This window comes from Pseudoalteromonas sp. Of7M-16, from assembly GCF_022347805.1.
Taxonomy (GTDB): Bacteria; Pseudomonadota; Gammaproteobacteria; order Enterobacterales; family Alteromonadaceae; genus Pseudoalteromonas; species Pseudoalteromonas luteoviolacea_F.
Genome location: NZ_JAKRFY010000001.1, coordinates 346,501 through 364,411, shown reverse-complemented (window position 1 = coordinate 364,411; position 17,911 = coordinate 346,501). Strand labels below are relative to the sequence as shown.

At 41.5% G+C, this 17,911-nt stretch carries 16 protein-coding genes; 7 read left to right on the top strand and 9 right to left on the bottom strand.

The features are described from left to right. Positions 1 to 113 precede the first annotated feature (113 nt). Both speE and speD read right to left on the bottom strand, forming a co-directional pair. Positions 114 to 1,073, bottom strand: a complete 960-nt coding sequence (gene speE / locus MHN81_RS01650; RefSeq protein ID WP_239424877.1) for a polyamine aminopropyltransferase — start codon at positions 1,071 to 1,073, stop codon at positions 114 to 116. Positions 1,074 to 1,094: 21 nt separating this feature from the next. Continuing rightward, the gene (speD, locus tag MHN81_RS01645) at positions 1,095 to 1,532 is read right to left on the bottom strand and encodes an adenosylmethionine decarboxylase (RefSeq protein WP_023400844.1); all 438 of its coding nucleotides are present in this window, start codon (positions 1,530 to 1,532) and stop codon (positions 1,095 to 1,097) included. A gap of 587 nt (positions 1,533 to 2,119) precedes the next feature. Here speD and MHN81_RS01640 point away from each other — a divergent pair. From MHN81_RS01640 to MHN81_RS01630, 3 genes are all read left to right on the top strand, one after another. Next, complete coding sequence (locus tag MHN81_RS01640) at positions 2,120 to 2,506, top strand: hypothetical protein (RefSeq protein WP_023400845.1); 387 nt, start codon at positions 2,120 to 2,122, stop codon at positions 2,504 to 2,506. Between the two features lie 421 nt (positions 2,507 to 2,927). Beyond that, the gene (locus MHN81_RS01635; RefSeq protein WP_023400846.1) at positions 2,928 to 4,802 is read left to right on the top strand and encodes a S8 family serine peptidase; all 1,875 of its coding nucleotides are present in this window, start codon (positions 2,928 to 2,930) and stop codon (positions 4,800 to 4,802) included. A gap of 212 nt (positions 4,803 to 5,014) precedes the next feature. Further along, complete coding sequence (locus tag MHN81_RS01630; protein ID WP_239424876.1) at positions 5,015 to 6,442, top strand: hypothetical protein; 1,428 nt, start codon at positions 5,015 to 5,017, stop codon at positions 6,440 to 6,442. Between the two features lie 185 nt (positions 6,443 to 6,627). Here MHN81_RS01630 and MHN81_RS01625 read toward each other — a convergent pair whose 3' ends face one another. Further along, positions 6,628 to 6,909, bottom strand: a complete 282-nt coding sequence (locus MHN81_RS01625; protein WP_239424875.1) for a hypothetical protein — start codon at positions 6,907 to 6,909, stop codon at positions 6,628 to 6,630. Positions 6,910 to 6,913: 4 nt separating this feature from the next. Continuing rightward, entirely contained in the window at positions 6,914 to 8,272 is a 1,359-nt protein-coding gene (locus MHN81_RS01620; protein ID WP_239424874.1) for a DUF6794 domain-containing protein, read from the bottom strand. Between the two features lie 231 nt (positions 8,273 to 8,503). Between MHN81_RS01620 and MHN81_RS01615 the strand changes: the two genes are divergently transcribed. Beyond that, positions 8,504 to 9,532, top strand: coding sequence for a fibrinogen-like YCDxxxxGGGW domain-containing protein (locus MHN81_RS01615; protein WP_239424873.1), 1,029 nt, complete (start codon positions 8,504 to 8,506; stop codon positions 9,530 to 9,532). A gap of 352 nt (positions 9,533 to 9,884) precedes the next feature. Here MHN81_RS01615 and MHN81_RS01610 read toward each other — a convergent pair whose 3' ends face one another. The 4 genes from MHN81_RS01610 to MHN81_RS01595 all read right to left on the bottom strand — a co-directional run bounded on the left by MHN81_RS01610 (position 9,885) and on the right by MHN81_RS01595 (position 12,551). Beyond that, positions 9,885 to 10,478 carry a hypothetical protein gene (locus MHN81_RS01610; protein WP_239424872.1) on the bottom strand — a complete coding sequence of 198 codons (594 nt, stop codon included), beginning with the start codon at positions 10,476 to 10,478 and terminating at the stop codon, positions 9,885 to 9,887. Position 10,479: 1 nt separating this feature from the next. Next, positions 10,480 to 10,668 carry a hypothetical protein gene (locus MHN81_RS01605; protein WP_239424871.1) on the bottom strand — a complete coding sequence of 63 codons (189 nt, stop codon included), beginning with the start codon at positions 10,666 to 10,668 and terminating at the stop codon, positions 10,480 to 10,482. Next, a complete protein-coding gene (locus tag MHN81_RS01600) occupies positions 10,665 to 10,919 on the bottom strand; it encodes a helix-turn-helix transcriptional regulator (RefSeq protein WP_023400852.1) in 255 nt (84 codons plus the stop codon). Before MHN81_RS01600 ends, MHN81_RS01605 begins: the two co-directional genes overlap by 4 nt. A gap of 843 nt (positions 10,920 to 11,762) precedes the next feature. Next, entirely contained in the window at positions 11,763 to 12,551 is a 789-nt protein-coding gene (locus MHN81_RS01595; RefSeq protein ID WP_239424870.1) for a hypothetical protein, read from the bottom strand. A 599-nt stretch (positions 12,552 to 13,150) separates the two neighbouring features. Between MHN81_RS01595 and MHN81_RS01590 the strand changes: the two genes are divergently transcribed. The 3 genes from MHN81_RS01590 (at position 13,151) to MHN81_RS01580 (ending at position 17,180) form a co-directional block, all read left to right on the top strand. Beyond that, positions 13,151 to 15,208 carry an NHL repeat-containing protein gene (locus MHN81_RS01590; RefSeq protein WP_239424869.1) on the top strand — a complete coding sequence of 686 codons (2,058 nt, stop codon included), beginning with the start codon at positions 13,151 to 13,153 and terminating at the stop codon, positions 15,206 to 15,208. 76 nt (positions 15,209 to 15,284) lie between these two features. Then, positions 15,285 to 15,530 carry a hypothetical protein gene (locus MHN81_RS01585; protein ID WP_023400862.1) on the top strand — a complete coding sequence of 82 codons (246 nt, stop codon included), beginning with the start codon at positions 15,285 to 15,287 and terminating at the stop codon, positions 15,528 to 15,530. Positions 15,531 to 15,542: 12 nt separating this feature from the next. Continuing rightward, the gene (locus MHN81_RS01580; protein WP_023400863.1) at positions 15,543 to 17,180 is read left to right on the top strand and encodes a methyl-accepting chemotaxis protein; all 1,638 of its coding nucleotides are present in this window, start codon (positions 15,543 to 15,545) and stop codon (positions 17,178 to 17,180) included. Positions 17,181 to 17,553: 373 nt separating this feature from the next. Here MHN81_RS01580 and MHN81_RS28030 read toward each other — a convergent pair whose 3' ends face one another. Continuing rightward, the gene (locus MHN81_RS28030; RefSeq protein ID WP_269201371.1) at positions 17,554 to 17,682 is read right to left on the bottom strand and encodes a hypothetical protein; all 129 of its coding nucleotides are present in this window, start codon (positions 17,680 to 17,682) and stop codon (positions 17,554 to 17,556) included. Between the last annotated feature and the right edge of the window lie 229 nt (positions 17,683 to 17,911).

Below are 17,911 nucleotides of genomic sequence, written 5' to 3'. Positions count from 1 at the left end.
GTTCAAGAAAGTGAGTTGAGCTTAGAGCTAATAAGCCACTGGCACGGTACCAACCTCCGTATCAGTGACTTCTTTAAATATGCTTATGCCCAAGTGGCATATTGAATACGCGACTATTGATCGTTGCTGTTATTTGATGTCTCTGGCGTGTAATCGTCCCAATCACCGGCTTCAGGCATCGACAGTGTGTCCACGTTTTCGCATTTAACAGCTTGATCTACATGCTCTCGCATGTCTTTTGACAAGAAAAAAGCACCAAAGTGTGCCTCAGGTGAGTAGTATTTAGTTTGAATATTCGCTGTAGCAACACGTGATTCTAGCGTTTCTAGTGGCAGCGTATTAATGCTGCCATTTCGAGTAGCCCAAATAAATGCGTGGGAGCCGCCAAAATAGTCGTAGCAGCCGCCCATGTATATGCCAGCAGGGTTGTTAAATGCTTGAGTTAAACGCGACACCATGGACTGCATCATATAAGGTTCGAAATAAGGCGTACCACCTTGTGCGACTAAAATACCTTCAGCTTTTAATGCGGTTAAGCAATTGGCAAAAAATGACTGAGTGAATAAGGTTTCCGATGCACCGCCATCGGGGTCCGCTGCGTCTAAAATGATCAGATCAAAACAATCATTGTATTGGGAGATAATGTCAGCGCCATCGCCAATGCGCAACTCAAATCTTGGATCATCAAAGGCGCCATTGTTTATTTCGGGCAAAAATTTACGGCTCAATTGGATAATTTGCTCATCAATATCCACCATGACCACTTTTTCAACACTGAGGTGTTTTAGTACTTCACGTGCACTGCCACCGTCACCACCGCCGACAATGAGCACGTTTTTAACACGGTTATGAAAAATAATAGGAACGTGAGCCATCATTTCGTGATAGATGTGTTCGCCTTTTGTCGTTACCTGAATACCATCGTCAATGCGCATTACTTTACCAAGGTGGCGGGTCTCAAAAATACTGACGTCTTGAAATTCTGTTTCCACATCTACCAAATCTTTTTCTGAACGAAGTGCAATGTGAATACCACTTGTCATTTGCTCATAATGCCAATTAATTTTAGTCATGTGCTTGAATACTCCGTTTTGTTATGCGGTTATTGAGGTTGCTTGTAATTTGTTGTGCAAAAGTGGTTGGAACTCTCCCAAGCGACTGATGGAGCCGCCTCTAGTGAAGTCATTGACTACCATTTTACCCGGTTGAAAATACTGTTCTATCACGGGCAGGCACAGCTGGGGTTGTGCATCACCACACATAAAAATGTCCATGGCTGCAAAGTTGTACTCCGGCCAAGTGTGAATAGAAATATGACTCTCAGCCAAAATAATCATGCCAGATACACCGCCGTTAATTTCAAAAGGGTGCACATGGGTTTTCAGGATCGTGGCGTTTGCAGCGTTGGCGCAGTTAATCATCATGTCCTCGATGTTTTGCTCGCCCATTAAATTTGAGGCGTCGAATATATCGACAATAATGTGTTGACCCAAAGGGTGAACTAGCTGTGGCTCTGCTGAGGTTATATTCATTTTTTTACTCAATGTGCTGTTTTAGATACGCTCTGGGGGTACCGCCCTTTTCAATATTTTTATAGTGAAGTAAGGCAACACGTAACAACCAGATATTTAGTTACTGGGAAAGCCATTAAAATAAATTTTTTCTGACCGCAGGTATTCCAGCATTGAAATGTGCAATGATTGTGGACAAGTACAAGGTGATGAAAATTGCCCTTTTTGGGCAGTGAGAGACATTCTTTTTTATCTTATCTAGTATTTAATTTTAAAAAGGCATTTGTTCAATTTCGTAAGTCGCTTTAAAATTCTAAGTTTTTTATTTGAAATCTACTTTCTTATTAAGCCCTTCCATTTTATTTAATTAATTTAATGTCAATAATCCACGATGTTGATTTTTGTAAGTTATTGCATTTAAAGGAGTGTTTGTTTTTTGGTGCGTAAGATAATTGATTTAATATATTTTGTGTGTTTTTAATTCGTTTTTTGTGGTTGTATTAAAAAATAATGTTGATATATTCCTTAATTAGGAACGTTTAATGGCTTTTTTATTTCCCTTAATTTTAAGGGGTAACGTTAATATATGTATAAAGGAATAATATACAATGAAAGCAATAAATAAATTTTTAGGCGCATCTGTTTTTGCATTAGGCATGTCAGCAAACCTTGCATCTGCTGCTGAGGTTACAATTTCTGAGCAAAATTATGGCTCTGTCACGATTGATGTCGCTGAAGTTGTAGTTAATCACAGTCAGTCAGGTACTTTTTCCATGAACGTGAGCGCAAATCATTTATCAATCACTGCAACAGATAGCAATGGCCGTCAATTCAGATGTTTTATGAGTAATGTTGTTACCTATGACGAGCCGGACACACTTGAAAAAGTGGTGAATATTGCCTCTGCTATTTCAGAGGGTGATAGAGTAAAAATTGAAATGCAAAGAGGTGCTTTACCTCAAAAGTGCTTTGTTACTAAAGTCTTAGATTTTTAAACCCTTTAAATCAATGGGGTCAGAGTCGTTGATCTCATTTTAATATACAGTGACAACCTGTTCATATGTACCCCTAAAGGTACCTATTGTGGGTTGTTACTTATCAGCTATAGCTTTAGTTTCTAGAATATGATCACAAAACCCAATTTCAGAGGGGGTCTTTCAGGCAATTAAACAGCCTCATTTTAATTTCGTTTTTCTATTCTCAATCGTTTCCAACCTTAGCTCAACGATGACCTAATTGTTATTTCCTCGCCACTTTCAATGATTATCTACTTTTCTTAGCCTTCGCTTTTTTAGCGGGATTTAGGTCGTTTTAAATACTATTTTGTTAAAGTTAGGAGAATAAGGTGTGTATTTTTATTGACAAGTTGAAAGTCAGAATGCTAGAAATAAATTGAACCCATAAAAGGAACTTGTTATGAAAATAAAAAAACAATATCTTGCAGGTCTCGTTTCTGCGCTACTTTCAGTGAATGCATTGGCAACAACGGATAGGGATTATGAGCACCGTTGGCTTGATCCAAATGGTGATCCCATGTTGGCACTGCAGTGGAATCTGCTTAATTCAGGCGCCATAAGCAATACGCAGTCGGGTATCGATTTGAATTTATGGCAAACGCATATTTGGGGGCATAAAGGCCAAGATGTGCTTGTCGCTGTGATTGATTCTGGCGTTGATCTGGGTCATGCGGATCTGGCCGCCAACGCCATTGATGATCCAGCAATAGATGCTCAGCCGACAATTGGTGGCGATCATGGCACCATGGTCGCTGGGATTATCGCAGCCGCTCAAAATAATATAGGTGTTCGAGGTGTTGCACCACTTGCGCAAATTGCTGCATTTACCAATTTCGGTGGAACATTTGACAGTCATGAGCATTGGAAAGTAAGTCACGGCTTTGATGGTAATCAATTTGACAACACGACGGCTGATAGAATTCGTGTATTCAATAAAAGTTATGGTATGAGCCCATCTGTTAGCTTACCGTATACTTTTTCTAAAACAGTTAAAGATGCGCAAGGTAATGACGTACTGCTCTTTAGTCAGCCCGAACAGGAAAAAATCTATGAGACGGTGACCTTGTCGACTAAAGAAGATCCGCGCACAGCTGTTTATGTGCAGGCTGCGGGTAATTCTTATCTTGCTTCTCGCATTCATTATTTTTCAGAGCAGGGCCTGTCGTTCTACGGCTATAGTTTTCCTGTCGGAGATAACTATGGATTGCCTTGGACCAATGGTAACTCACTCTATACACCAGCTAACTTTTGGAACCTCGCCGTGAGCGCGCTAAGTGCCGATGGTGTGCTATCTAGTTATTCAACAGTGGGTAGTAACGTATTTCTCACCGCGCCTGGTGGGTTAGACAGAGGTACGCCCGGACACGCAACCACCCGTATTTCATGTGACTGGATCATTGAACATGTTGATGCGAATTTTGACTGCTCAGAACATGATGATTTTACAGTACGAATGAATGGTACGTCGTCTGCAGCGCCAAATGCATCAGGTGCTATTGCGCTGTTGTTATCAGCGGCTGAGCAACAAAACCATGACCTTACTCCGCGTGATATTCGTCACTTGTTGGCGCGCACTGCAACCAAGGTAGATCCAACTCGAGCAGATATTCAAGTTAATGGCATCACTGGCCTCGAGGGCTGGTCAACCAATGCGGCGGGGCATACTTTTTCTCCTTACTATGGGTTTGGTTTATTGGATGTGGATAAAGCGACAGAGTTAGTGCGTCGCTTTGCCATTGAAGACTTGCCATCAGAGTTGGTAAAAACACCTTGGTATGGTTTAGGTAATACGGTAAATGCAATGATCCACGATGATGCATCGCGCACTACAACTGCGTCAATCCAGGTTGATGATGACTTGTTTATTGAAGGTGTTCAGATCCGCCTAAATGCCAAACATGCTCGTATTTCTGATATAAAAGTGGAATTAGAGTCACCAAGTGGTACACGCAGTATTGTTATGTCACCATTTAATAATTTAATTGGTCAGCACCTTAACCTGCCTGAGCAGTCACCTGGCAGTGCCGATGGTTACAACGATCATTTGATGCTGAGCTATAAATTTTGGGATGAAAAGGCAAATGCAGGTACTGGTGAGTGGAAAATCCACGTCACTGATATGAGCAATGAGCCTATGTCTTTTTCGACATTCGATTTTGATACAGGCCGACAAGTACAGTCTGTCGAGAATAATGTAAAGCCAGGTACCTTAGAGAGTTGGTCAATTCGTATCTTGGGACATAAAAATAAAGTGACAAAGAAAAAAGCACTTTAACTTGTTTTAACTCGCTAGCTAAGCCATGGGTTTTGCTAGCGACTCACACTTGTGGGGGCCGGGTTGCGGCGCCCATTTTTACTTTCCCCGTTCGTAAACTTTTGTAAATTCTTAAGCTTAGCGTTTTACATTGCTGACATTTCATCACATTAATAGGGCACCGACTTTGTTGCAGTTATGTCCATCTCTTTGTGAAATAAAAGGAGCGTCACGTGTATTTACGATTTAGTCTAATTGTCTTGATGGTTTGGTTTGTGCAACCAGCCTACGCAAAAGGCACTGAAGCGGTGATCAATGAAATAAAAGCAAAGTACCAAAACACACTTTCAATTGATGCGTTTTCTTTGCGATATCACTTTCTGAATAATGTTTATAGAAGTCAAAACTATTGGGATATGCAAACACCTAACCGGCATATGTCAATCAGATCAATCGATGTCGACATGGTCAATAAGCACTTTTATGACAATGATATCTTATACTTTGCCGGAGGCAGACTATATGACAGAGTACAGTTTCAAAATGATACACATAGCTATTTTTACGAAAAAAATGCGTCGACTATAGGGAAAGGGGTGATCTCAAGGGGGATGGATAATTTCGATCGTGCCTTACCTTATACACTGAGCAATGTAGACTTTTTGGCCATCAGACCTCTATTGCGAGAAAGCGAAATAAAAAAGCATGTAAAAGTAACTTATAACAATGAAGCCAACACGTTTTTGATCACACATCAAAACGCCAATCAAAAGACGATTAAGTATGTGTTTGATGCTACAACACTGCGCTTAAAATCTCTTGATCAGGGTGAGGGCGGCGGTCGGTTTGAATATAATAATGTGCAAACCATCAATGGCTTTACGTTAGCGACTGAAGTAAATAAATATTACACTGGCGATTCTTCTCCTACCTATATTAGCTTCAATGCTGATTTTTATGTGATAGATAAAATCGACTCCGATAAACTTACATTGCCAGCTGGGTATGGGCCTATCATTAAAGCCGGGGATGGGGTGAGGCAGGCGACCAAAATTGCTGAGAACTTGTATGTTGTGACTGATTCTTCAGCGCGACATAACAGTGTATTTCAAGTGAATGGAGATGAGATCACTCTATTTGGAGCAAGTCCGAGCGAACGTGTTGCCCGGCAGACTCTGAATTTAATCAAGCAGCAATTTCCCACCAAACGTATTACGTCAGCTTTTATTACTCATCCTCACCTAGGTCAAATTAGAGGGGTGAAAGTACTGGTTGAACAGGGGATCGAAATATTGGCAGATGCATATAGCATTTCTGCTATCAAAGCATATGGTCCATTTGCACCACATATTGAAAACTTTAAGTTTAAACAAATTGAACATGAGCAAGTCATTCAAGGTGCACAATTTTATATTTTGGAAAATATGTCAGCAAAGCGCCAGGGGTTTGTATATTTCAAAGATGCGCAGATAATTTTCCAATCAGGTTTTATGCATATCCCATATGATAATACGATTGCGACAGTCGTTCCTAATTATACCCGTGCATTCATTCGCTTTATTCGTGAAGAAGGGCTTGTTTTTAAACGTATTGTCGGGAACTTTAACAATAATAATATCTCAGTAGAGGTGGTTGATAAAACCTATGAAGCGAAGATGTAAGTGAACTTAATAGGTTTAAGCCTTTAAATAGTAAAAAGCCGAGCAGAGACTGAGCCTAAAGAGGTGGTCACAGAGACCACCAACTCAGTATGGCAATAATCTTATACATCAGCCACAGGTAAAACAATTTCTATACTTCTTTAGCAAGCTATCTAAGTACATTAGCAAAAGCGCCAACTATAAAGTTAGTTACGGCCTATAAGATAGGCTTTTTTTGTCATTTCGGGTAAATAAAAATCGTAGGATGAGCCATTTTTCATCAACAAATATACACCATCAAATCGATCTCCGAGGATAAAACTGCCATCGTTAAATTTACCCAGTCGCTGTGGTTTTATATGGTAGCCATATTGAGGATCCGCTGTGTAAGGGACTCTGTCCATGCCCTGTGGGTAATCAAAATAAACAACGGGCGTTATCTCATTATTTTTTACTGATACTATGCCATTGGAAGAGGCTAAATACATAGCTTCATCCGAAATCAATATGGCACTTGTGGGTAAGAGCGCCTGCCAATGTATTTGGTGTTCCGTGGTGATGGTTTTTTTGAGGATCTAGACTGTTGAAAATAGAGGCAAACTTTGTATTGCCACTTTTGTCGAGCTTGACCAATGTTCCATTGTTTGGCGTGCCTATCCAAAGGTTGTCGTGGTTATCAACGGCTACATCGCTGATGTTGACAGCTCGCCTGCCAATGTATTTATGCACAAAGAACTTATTTGCACTTTCGAGATCCATTTCTGTTAACTTAAGCCGGTATAAGTCGGTTTCATTACCAGTATCTTCTACCTGAAAATAAACAGCATTGTTGAACAACAGCGGTGTTGCGCTTCTTTGCGGAAAGAAAAATTCACTAGCTTGTTGGTTTCCATAGCCGTCGGAGTCGAACTCAGGATATTGCCGAGTACTTGAATTAGCTTGAAATAGTAGAGCTAGTTTGTCTGAATTCAAGGTATAAATGGCATCTTGAGAAATAATGAGCAATCCTGTTTTACTTTTACCCAGCCGCAACCAGTCAAATTGAGTGGGTAAGTGCAGCGCCTGATGTGTCGAAGGTGTTGTAGGTTCGGTTGTGATAATTGACCACTGGTTATTTTCTTTACATAGCCATTGGGCCTGATTTCCACGCACAATAACATCGTAAATTTCTGGGCAACCTTGAACCGTGACTGGCGAGAGCTGTGTTGACTTTGCGGATATAAAATAAACCCCATCATGCCATATATTTTTATGAGTTTTTCTCCAGCCTTTGACTGTGACAATAAAACCATTGCCATAGGGCTCGAGCCCCCAGATATCTTTATTAGTTGGCTGCTTGGGTAGCAAAGCTTTGGGGGCTTGATGTGTTTTCCATTGCCACCCCAGCATGGCCGACTGTCGCCTAGCGTATCTTTTTTGTTCCTGTAAAAGGTGCTTTTTATGAAGAATTTCAATCTCTTGCTGAGATATTTGATAGGTGTGGAGCTGCTTATCAACTTCCCATGGAAGACCATTAAGTTCGCGATGTAAGCTTTTGATAATAATACTGCTCATATTGTCAGGGTGACGAATATCACGCTGTGCAAACCATTGAGCGAGCGCCGACTTAGACCAAAGGCCCAGTGAGTTTCTGAGGCCAGCTCCAAAGCCATGGTGATACTTAGCAAGGTCTTGTTCTGTAGTATTTTTCAGTGCGGCTAAGTCCTCAGGCGGTAGCGTAGATTGAAGTCTTAAAACCGCTTCTTTCAAGTTTTGTGGCGTTTGTTCTACGGTTTGGGAGGGGGGGATTGCACAGCTACTGATGAACAAAATCAAAGATATGCTGAACAATTGGATGAACATTCTTTCCATGAATAAAACCGCTCGTATTATTGTTATTTCTTGATTTTATTACTGTCAGTTTAAGACATCAAGAGGTTGTTTCGCGGCTTGAAAAGTGCGTTTTATTGCAATGATTTATTGATGCCTCTGGTACTTAAGAAGTCAATATTACATACTCGCGACTAGCAGTTTTACTCGGGAGAAAACTGCTTAGGAACCATTGCCACTTATTACTTTGGCTACTTAAATTAGGAATATTTAATGAAAAACATCAATAAACTTACCGCTTTTGCTCTGCTCATGCCGACAGTCGTTTTTGCCACAGAGAATAACTTTTCTGGTGACTATCAACTTCATTTAGATACTGTTCATGATGGACAGCTTGTTAACGAAACAACAGTTGATCTGACCGTGAAGGGCTCTAGAGCGCACTTTGTGGCGAGCGAATCTGAACTGATCCTATCAGGAGAAGCCAGTGTCAATGCGCTCAATATCAAATTCCAAACCAGTGATTTACTTTCTGGTGAATTGCGCTACTTTGCAGGGGGGCTCAGCGACTCTGGTGTTTACCAAGGCAGCTGGCATAGTAATACAGGAGCCAGTGGTGACTGGCGTTTCAATCATAATCCGGCAGCGAGTTTTGAGACTTGTAAGCAAGTTTTAGATGCAGGTTATAGTGTCGGTGATGGTGTGTATAAATTGCTAAATGAGTCTGGTGAGCAACAGTCATTTTATTGTGATATGACCACAGATGGTGGTGGCTGGACATTAGTCGGTAGTTATCCTAAAACTCAGCCCGGTGGTATTGCTCGCATCTCTGATTATGGCACGATACCTGAAACCAGCCCTAATGACCCAAGTTCACTATTTCTCTATCAGCAAGACTTAAGCAAGTTTCGTGATGCTAGAGAGCAAGTTGCCTGTGCTGGTGCAAATTGTGTAAGTGGCAAGACTGTTTATGCTGACAATTTATCAACCTATGATTTGAATTTGATCCGAAGTGCGTGGGGCTATTTAGATCGCGTGGAGCATATGCCTAAGGTTGCAGATATTCCAAGCTGCAGAACAGATTACAACGACACAACAACGCTTGTGTCGAGCTGCGTTTTACCTACTTATTTAACGTGGGCAAACAACTCTCATCAAGTTGGTTGGCAGGTTGACCCGCACGGTCTAACTCATTGCTGGGTTGCACGAGGTACCTATGCGTCTGGAGCAATTGGCTCTGGTTTATGTGCAAGTAAAGTGGAGCCAAATGGCACCCGTTTTGCGCTATTGTGGATGAGGTAAGTAATTACCTATGATCAAAGGGGTCAGAGTCATTGATCCCTTCCAATCAATAGGGTCAGAGCTATTGATTCTTCTGAATAAGTTACTTTGGAACCCTCATCGCGCTTTATGGTATAGCGATGATTAATGATTATAAAATCTGAACAAAGTGGGGGCTTTATTGAATGCAGGCGATCGATCCTTATGGCAACTTGGCTGTTTCAATATGAGCTTTGCTTGTATCAATATAAATTGCGGAATGTAAGAATAACTCGCCCCTGGGATCAGAGGTACTAGACCTCTGCACCAGCTTTTTATCTACAATAAATTTTTGGGGCGTTTTAATACTATGGGTTGTGTGAAATGTATGAAATCACTGTACCTTGACTTTAATTTCACTTCTGATGGAATGCACCACCATAGAGAGTAATGTTCCACAGGTCAAAGCCCATGCTAAATAAATTAAAGTCTCATTATTGTTATAAACTAAAATAAGAGAGGGGAGGTCAAATACGTTTCGTAACGTGTATTCAATCATCGCAGCAAGATAAACGAGCGATGTATATAAAAATATCCAATGAAATATTCCATCAAAATAGGTGAGGTCGACCTTTTCAGACTTTGATATTTTTCTTGAAATTTGCACTCGAAATATAAATATTGCAACGGCAGTTAAGCTAATAAGCATCTGTATGCCATATATGAGTATTCCATGAACTACTTTATTAATGTCAATGGCTTCAAGGCTGATAATTTCGTAGCCAAATATTATATATTCAGATAAATTAATTAGTATCAAAAATATAGAAATGTGAATAATGTTAGGATCTTTTTTAATAAATCCATATAGAAGAGCCGGTAAAATAGTTATTAGATAGATTTCCGTAACTACTTTTGGGTTGCCGACCAATGTGTAAAATACTGAAATAGATATAATTGTCAGAACAATTAGTTGCGAGGGCTTCATACTAATTACCTTTTTTCTCCTGCTTTGGTTTTTTGGGAGAGAGAAGATCAGTGCTTATTTTGGCTGAAGAGGGTTCTACAGGCTTCCAAGGGCCGCCACCTTGTATTTGCGTACACAATTCTAATTTAAGAGAGGAAAACTGCTTACTCGCTGAACGTACCTTTTTGCCAACATTAAAATTTATCATCATTCTTCATCCTGTAACTTTGATTCAGTTTGGCCATTTACTTCATCATGTATCATCTTTATTTGATTTAGCAATGATTTCGAGTCTATCTTACAATACATAAGCCACTTAAAGAAATGCCCAGTTCTAGGTTCTCCTACTCCAAGCTCGTAATTGCTTACCGTTTCTCTGGTGATTTTTAGCTTGTCGGCCATTTCTTTTTGGGTTAGCCCTGCTTTTTTCCTCATTGCTTTGAGGTCATCTCCACTTACCACCGTTTTTTTCCTTGCTAACTTGAAAGCCTTTGACACTTCAATTATGTACGATATATTAACAAAAATGCTTCATAAGTAAACAGTGCCATTCGTCCCTTTTTTAGTATTTTTACCGATTTGATTTTGTCTTTCTTTAAAATTTAGATGCAAAACTCAGCAGCTCAATCATATGCAAAATTGAATCAATGCATCTTCCTCATTTTGAATTTTAAGATGTTTCTGAAATTTACCTTCAATATTAATTGGAAGAACCTGTAGGACTTAAACGATATGGCTAATAACATGGGGTAAGCATCAAGCAAATTTGAAACGTACTTGAAACGCAACATATTAAAATAAATAGCAAAAACTCACTGGTTGATGACTAAAGGAGAAGGACTGTTTACTACGCTTTGGGCGTATAGCTGAATACAACTAAATCTAATAGAACCTTGCTAGCCTGGGTAGACTACCATTTGCAATTCTTAAGTAGGTAAGACAGAAAACTTTATGCAAGGTACTGAAATTTATTACTTTATTCCCTGTGTTTTTAAGCTGTCGACTAAGAGGAAATCCCTCAATTAGGCTTTGAACCATTCAGAAGTTTTAAACTATAGGAGAACAAAACTAATCGCGAACAGACGGAAAGCCTGTTTTATGCAAGCGGGATGATTTGGCTAACCTTCAGGAAATAACAGGGCTATTTTCTTTTTATTGAACCGATAAATGAAATAGTAAGTTACTTAGAGTCTGGTCAAAATTAAAGCAAAATGCTCTGAGTGAATACCAATTACCAATAAACATCAGTCAAAGGGAGCAGCGCTGCTGGCCCCTATCGTTAAAATGACGCAAATCGGATTACAGTTAATTTGCCGCTTGTTGTGCCTTTGCGGTGGTGGCGAGCCGACTTTCTAAACGTTCTAATTGCTCTGCTAGTGCGTTTTGCGTAATTTCAAGCTGGGCGATGCTGCTACCAATCTCGACTTGTTTTGCGTTGCTGCCACGTGACTGTGATTTCAATTGATCTAAATCGGTATTAATTGACGTTAACTGATTTTTCAGTGATTCAGCAGCTTGCAATTGCTCTTCTAAAAGAGACAGCTTGAATACCAAATCAGTTTGACTTTGCGCGAGAGTGTCTACTCTTGTTGTCACGCCAGATTGGGTGTTGGCGTGCTTTGTCTGGTTGCTAGCAATGGTACTTGTCTGCTCTTTGAGCTTTTTGATTTCAGACTGATTTCGTCTCCATGCTGAGGCCCAGAGTTTATCCATTTGTGACCAAAGTTCATCGGTACGTTCGCTCAGCGCCTTCAAGTTTGCCTGCATAGCGCCTGCGGACAAGCCCATTTCTTCTCCTGTCGCAGAGAGTGTACGTTCAAGCTCTGCTATACGCTTTGTTGACTCAAATAACTGCGCCTGCGTTGCTTGGTTTTGTTGATAGAGCCCATATACTGCCGCTGTTAAAGTAATGATAGCCGCGGTGCCCAGCCAAGTCATAAAACTCGTTTTTTTGGTTTGCCCTAATTTTTGTTCAGGGTCTTGCTGTGGCAAAGGCGCTTTATTACTAGATGGATTGAGGGACTGTTTAAAGGTTTCAACCTGATCTAAGTCGGGCGTAATACTGGGTAATTCAGGTTCTATTCTTTTATCCAACGCTCTTTCCTCTTTTGGGTTCTCTATGGAATTGAGGCAGCTTACTTGAAAACAGCTTAGGATGGAATCTACAAATTAGACGTGTGAGACACGTTGATTGATTATTCCGCTCAATGACAAAAAATGAACACCTCTGCACTGCCAAGGGATGCTTGTGCGTTGACTATTTGAAGGTTCAGGTCCCTACAAATTATCACTAGTGTGGAGTTATGAATTCATCTAAATACTGTCAGTGACCCAGCCAATCGTTGCATTAGAATGGAAGTTGTCAATATGAATAATATTAATAACTCCATCTTGCGCTGTACCGAACAATAGAACCTTATTTACAATCATAATATCTTCTTAAAACTAGCCTGTAGACCTTGCTAGTAAAGCATTTCTTCTCCTTATTCTGTTGGTGGAAACAATAATACAAATGTGAATTTTTTAATAAATACGATTTTTCCAATGTGACTTACTGGCGAGTAATTTTCTTCCTGCTACTTTTTGGTATGAAACAGTAAAAAAATCGTAATGATAATTAATTACGCCAAGGATCTGCTCGAGCGCATCGGCAGAAGCTTGACTAAACGGACTCTTTTTACAGGCTAGGTACTATGGGGATCTCATACCACAGTTATATTGGTACGACTGTTGATCAGTTGCCACAACTACCGTGTTCGACAGTAGGACACCTTTCTCTCAGCACCCCAGTTGGGAGCTGTGTCGACAAATTTGGCCGCGTATGGCTTGCGGATACAGCGCACAATCGCGTGTTGGTATTTGATTCAAACATGGATCAAATACTGGCAAGTTTCGGCACGATTGGGACTGGGCCAGAGCAATTCAATATGCCTTTTAGGTTACTTGCACACCCGGATAAAAACTGGGTATATGTGACTGATATTGGTAATTTCAGAGTTCATATACTGGAATACACCGAGCGTTTAGAGATCAAGCCAGTTAAGATATTTGGCGACGAACCAGAAGTCGCACTTAGGGGCCCCAACGGTATTGTGGTCCACGATGGGAAAGTGTGTGTTGCTGATGAGTTTTATGAAGGGCAACAAAGTCAATCTCGACTCGTGATATTTAGCGAAGATGGCAAGTTTGAGCGGTCGATTGATGAGATTGTGCCAGAAAATGGTGGAGATCCTGTTCATCTTTTGTGGCCTCAGGGATTGAGTTTAGATAAAGATGGCAATATTTACATTTCAAATACTGGCTTCTCCACTGTGGTGCGCTGTAATTGGCAAGGCCAAGGCGTGGTATTTAGCGCGACAGGAAAGTGTTACATCGATGGACTGGCATTATCACGCGGAGTGTCTGTGATCCAAAATCGTGTGCTTATTCCCGGTGGCTTGCCCAATGCTATTTCAGTGTATGATTTAAATGGCCAGTTTATGGGTAGCTTAGATGGTTTTTTTGCGCCAGTGCAAATAACTGAGTTTACAGGCGCGAACACTTTACTAATTACCGAACCATTTTTGGCATCTCTGCAAAAACACACAGTGAATTTAGCCACTCTCAAAGGGGGGAAATCACGTGCAACCAAAGTACTTAAGTCTGTGGGTGATGAGCGTGATAACCCTGGGCAACTGCATTTTGTTACCTCGGTTGTGGGAGATGTCACCAATACGCAATCTAGCTACTCAAGTAATGCGCCCCTTTTTGAGCATTGGGTTGAACATCAACTTGCCCTGCAAGATCAGTTACTAAAAGTGATGCAACCTCCAGGGTTACCATCGTGGTTAAGTATTGCATTATCAGCACAAACCGAATGGGTGCAAAGATGGCAGCAAACCATGGTACGTATTTTCCTAAATGATAAGTTTGAAGACCCAGAAGATTTACTGTGGATGATGGACTCAGGCAATTATCAATTGCAAGCCACGGAAGACGGCAAGAGCGATTCTGCTAGGCCTATTAGCTTGCCAATGTTACCAGGTTCGCTGGGCATCGCTTCTTTAACACCCTCAAAACCACTGCCAGGACAGTTAGATCCTGAAGTGCCTTTACTGGTAGTAAGCAACTATTTAAGTGGCATTGTCACCATATTGCAGTATAACGACAGGCTTGGAGAACTGGTGCCATACACCGTTTTTGGTGGGCTGGGTACAGGAGATGAGCAGCTTAACCAGCCGCAAGGTATCGCAATAGATCCTACCAATAATGACATTTTAATTGCTGACTCGGGGAACAATCGTATTTGTCGCTGGCGATTGTCAGATACCGGCGGTCCATTTTTAGTCCATACCTTTGGTCAATTAGGCTCAGAGCACGGCGAGTTTCACACGCCATCGGATATTACCGTCGATGCACAGGGTACGTGTTTTATCACAGACCAAAACAACAACCGAATAGAAGTATATGATCAGCAAGGGAAGTGGCTCCGCAGCTTTGGTCAAGAAGGATATGGCACAGACAGTGAAAACTTCTTGCTACCAACCAGTATTGATCATGAAAACGGGTATTTATTTGTTTCGGACTTGGTTAACCGAGCAATCAAGGTTTTCACCTGCTCAGGTGAATTTATGGAATCGTTCAGTGGATTCGGCGCAGACAGAGAAAAAGGTCAGTTGTGGCTCCCTTATCTGCTTCACGTCAAAAATAGTAAGGTTTATTTGCCGGACTGTGCACTGAACAGAGTAAACGTTTATCAATTTAACATTTAACAAGGACTGTACATACGCTATGGCTGGACGTGATAGATGAACATAGCCACGTGTGCAGGAGAGGCCGGGGGGAATTATGGATAGTGTATTTAAGCGTGCGCAGGGAAAGAAGCTGTCACATCGCAAATCACAAGATTCAAAAGGGGTCTGCCAAAAGTCTGAAGCAGACTCAAAGCAATTATTGCAACAGTTTCAAGATGTGATCAAACATGTTGAAGACAATGCCAAGGATGAGGGGTCGTGCAAAGATGCGCTGCGTCGCTTATACACCAGCCATGAATCCAGCTTTTCTGCTAAGAAAGTGACTGGTCCGCACGAGTAATGAGGAGGCATCATGAACTTTTCAATTCATAATGCACCAATTAGTACACGTGCTTGGATGATAGTGGTGTTATTTGCACTGGGGCTTTTTGCTAATTCCTTGCTGGATGCTCATAACACCAACAAACATATGCGTGCTAACTATGAATATGGTGTGCAGCTGATCATTGAGAGTGCGCTCGGTGTTATCAATCATTACTATGAGCAAAGTAGAAGTGGCGCACTCAGTGAAGAAGAAGCAAAGCGTTTGGCCTTAGTGGCCATTTCTGCAATGCGCTTTGATAACGGCAACTATATTTTTGTGGCTGACAAGGAAGGGATCCAGCTGGCCTCTGGTCTAAAACACCTGCTTGGTACAAATATTTTGCCGCTCAAAGATGGCAATGGAAAGTTATTTGTGGAAGAGCTATACGCGACCGGAAAAAGTGGGGGGGGATTCGTTGAATATCTTTGGAAAACTTCACCAGATGCAACGGAGCTGACGCCAAAAACCAGTTATGCCGACTATTTTCACGAGTGGGATTGGATGATTGGCACTGGTATCAATATTGCGGCGTTAGAGGAAGATATCGAGCAATCTCAGATGATCTCCCTGATGAACGTCGTTATGGTGTTGGCGGTATTATCTACCTTGGTGATTTATTTCATTAGAAGTATCACTAAACCAATTAAAAGCACCGTGTCAGCAATGCGCGATCTTGCGAGTGGTGAAGGGGATTTAACTCAGCGTTTGAAAGAGGAAGGCAGTCAAGAGCTGATCGATTTAGCTCAGTATTTTAATCGCTTTGTGGGTTCTATTCAGGACATTATGCTCAGTGTCAGTGCCGCAGGAACACAACTGGCTGACTCTGCAACTCGCTTGTCATCGTCAGTTTCAACTGTCGACATGAACTTGAACCAGCAGCGCAGCGATACAGAAGAGCTTGCAGGGGCAATGAATGAGATGCTCGCCGCGGTGACTGAAGTGTCGGGTAGAACGGTAGATGCGTCAGAATTCAGTGTGAAAGCAGCCAAGCAAACAGAGCAGAGCTTGGAGATCATTGAGTGTAATATTCAAAAGTCTCAGCTTTTGGCTGAAGATATCGGTGAAGCGAGTCAAGTCATTGCTCAACTTGCCGCAGATAGTCGTAATGTCGATACCGTACTTGAAGTGATCCGAGGAATTGCCGAGCAAACCAATCTGTTGGCATTAAATGCTGCCATTGAAGCTGCCCGGGCTGGTGAGGCTGGACGTGGATTTGCTGTGGTTGCTGACGAAGTGCGCACTTTGTCACTGCGCACGCAGGAATCAACTATTGAGATTCAAACGATTATTGAGAAGTTACAAGCTGGCGCAGAGCAAGCGGTAGAAGTTATGAGCAAAGGCGCTGAAAAAGCGTCTAATACATCGCAGATCTCGTCATCAGCGGGAGATGCGCTTAACGAGATAGCTCAAGAGGTCCATGCCATTCAAGGTATGAACCAGCAAATCTCTGCTGCAACAGAGCAGCAAACCATGACGGTCAATGGTATCAATCAAAATGTTGCCAATTTGAATGACGGTTCTACTTCGTTGGCCGGTGAATCGACCTTAATGGCAACAGCCAGTGAAGAGCTTAGTCAGGTGTCTGAGGACATGATGAGGATGATAAACCGCTTTAAGTTAGCATAATGCTGTTAAAAAACGGGTTGTTAGGTGAATTGGTTTGGCGTAAAACTATGAATCGACCCTAACAACCTAAGTACATTAAGTAAGGCGTCTTGTACTTCAGCGCAACATTGTCACAGTTAGGATCAGGGTTTTTTCGCCATCCTAGCGGGTGCGCTCCCCATTGTAACCTGTTATCGTAACGAAAGTTGGGATCCACTGTTTGATACGATGCATGATCTTCCCTACTCGTCATCCTGAAATAAGGTAGGATCTACAGTTCAATGCGACTCATGATCTTCCCTACTCGTCATCCTGAAATAAGGTAGGATCTACAGTTCAATACGACTCATGATCTTCCCAGCTCGTCATCCTGAAATAAGGTAGGATCTACTGTTCAATACGACGTATGATCTTCCCAGCTCGTCATCCTGAGATAAGTCAGGATCCACTGCTCAATACGATTCATGATCTGCCAGTCCGTGATCCTGAGATAAGTCAGGATCCATTGTTCGATACGATTCATGATCACCCCAGCCCCTTTACTCTGAGATAGCCAGATCCTTCGGCAATAAGATGTGTACACGCTCTTTTAATCGCTTTGTGACAATCAACCAAGTCTACAGGGGACGAAAGAGGAGTATTGTTCGAGAGAAATATATGTTTTAGGGACGTGCTCTACTCATTTTTAATATGCCAAGTTTGAGCTAAATCAACATCACGAATTGTTTGTTTTTTAAACACTGAATCTCCCC

What these genes read in the sequence shown, in the direction of transcription:
- speE (WP_239424877.1), bottom strand. Translation starts at nt 1,073, where the DNA reads ATGACTAAAATTAATTGGCATTATGAGCAAATGACAAGTGGTATTCAC.
- speD (WP_023400844.1), bottom strand. Translation starts at nt 1,532, where the DNA reads ATGAATATAACCTCAGCAGAGCCACAGCTAGTTCACCCTTTGGGTCAA.
- MHN81_RS01640 (WP_023400845.1), top strand. Translation starts at nt 2,120, where the DNA reads ATGAAAGCAATAAATAAATTTTTAGGCGCATCTGTTTTTGCATTAGGC.
- MHN81_RS01635 (WP_023400846.1), top strand. Translation starts at nt 2,928, where the DNA reads ATGAAAATAAAAAAACAATATCTTGCAGGTCTCGTTTCTGCGCTACTT.
- MHN81_RS01625 (WP_239424875.1), bottom strand. Translation starts at nt 6,909, where the DNA reads ATGTATTTAGCCTCTTCCAATGGCATAGTATCAGTAAAAAATAATGAG.
- MHN81_RS01620 (WP_239424874.1), bottom strand. Translation starts at nt 8,272, where the DNA reads ATGGAAAGAATGTTCATCCAATTGTTCAGCATATCTTTGATTTTGTTC.
- MHN81_RS01615 (WP_239424873.1), top strand. Translation starts at nt 8,504, where the DNA reads ATGAAAAACATCAATAAACTTACCGCTTTTGCTCTGCTCATGCCGACA.
- MHN81_RS01610 (WP_239424872.1), bottom strand. Translation starts at nt 10,478, where the DNA reads ATGAAGCCCTCGCAACTAATTGTTCTGACAATTATATCTATTTCAGTA.
- MHN81_RS01605 (WP_239424871.1), bottom strand. Translation starts at nt 10,668, where the DNA reads ATGATGATAAATTTTAATGTTGGCAAAAAGGTACGTTCAGCGAGTAAG.
- MHN81_RS01590 (WP_239424869.1), top strand. Translation starts at nt 13,151, where the DNA reads ATGGGGATCTCATACCACAGTTATATTGGTACGACTGTTGATCAGTTG.
- MHN81_RS01585 (WP_023400862.1), top strand. Translation starts at nt 15,285, where the DNA reads ATGGATAGTGTATTTAAGCGTGCGCAGGGAAAGAAGCTGTCACATCGC.
- MHN81_RS01580 (WP_023400863.1), top strand. Translation starts at nt 15,543, where the DNA reads ATGAACTTTTCAATTCATAATGCACCAATTAGTACACGTGCTTGGATG.
- MHN81_RS28030 (WP_269201371.1), bottom strand. Translation starts at nt 17,682, where the DNA reads ATGAATCGTATCGAACAATGGATCCTGACTTATCTCAGGATCACGGAC.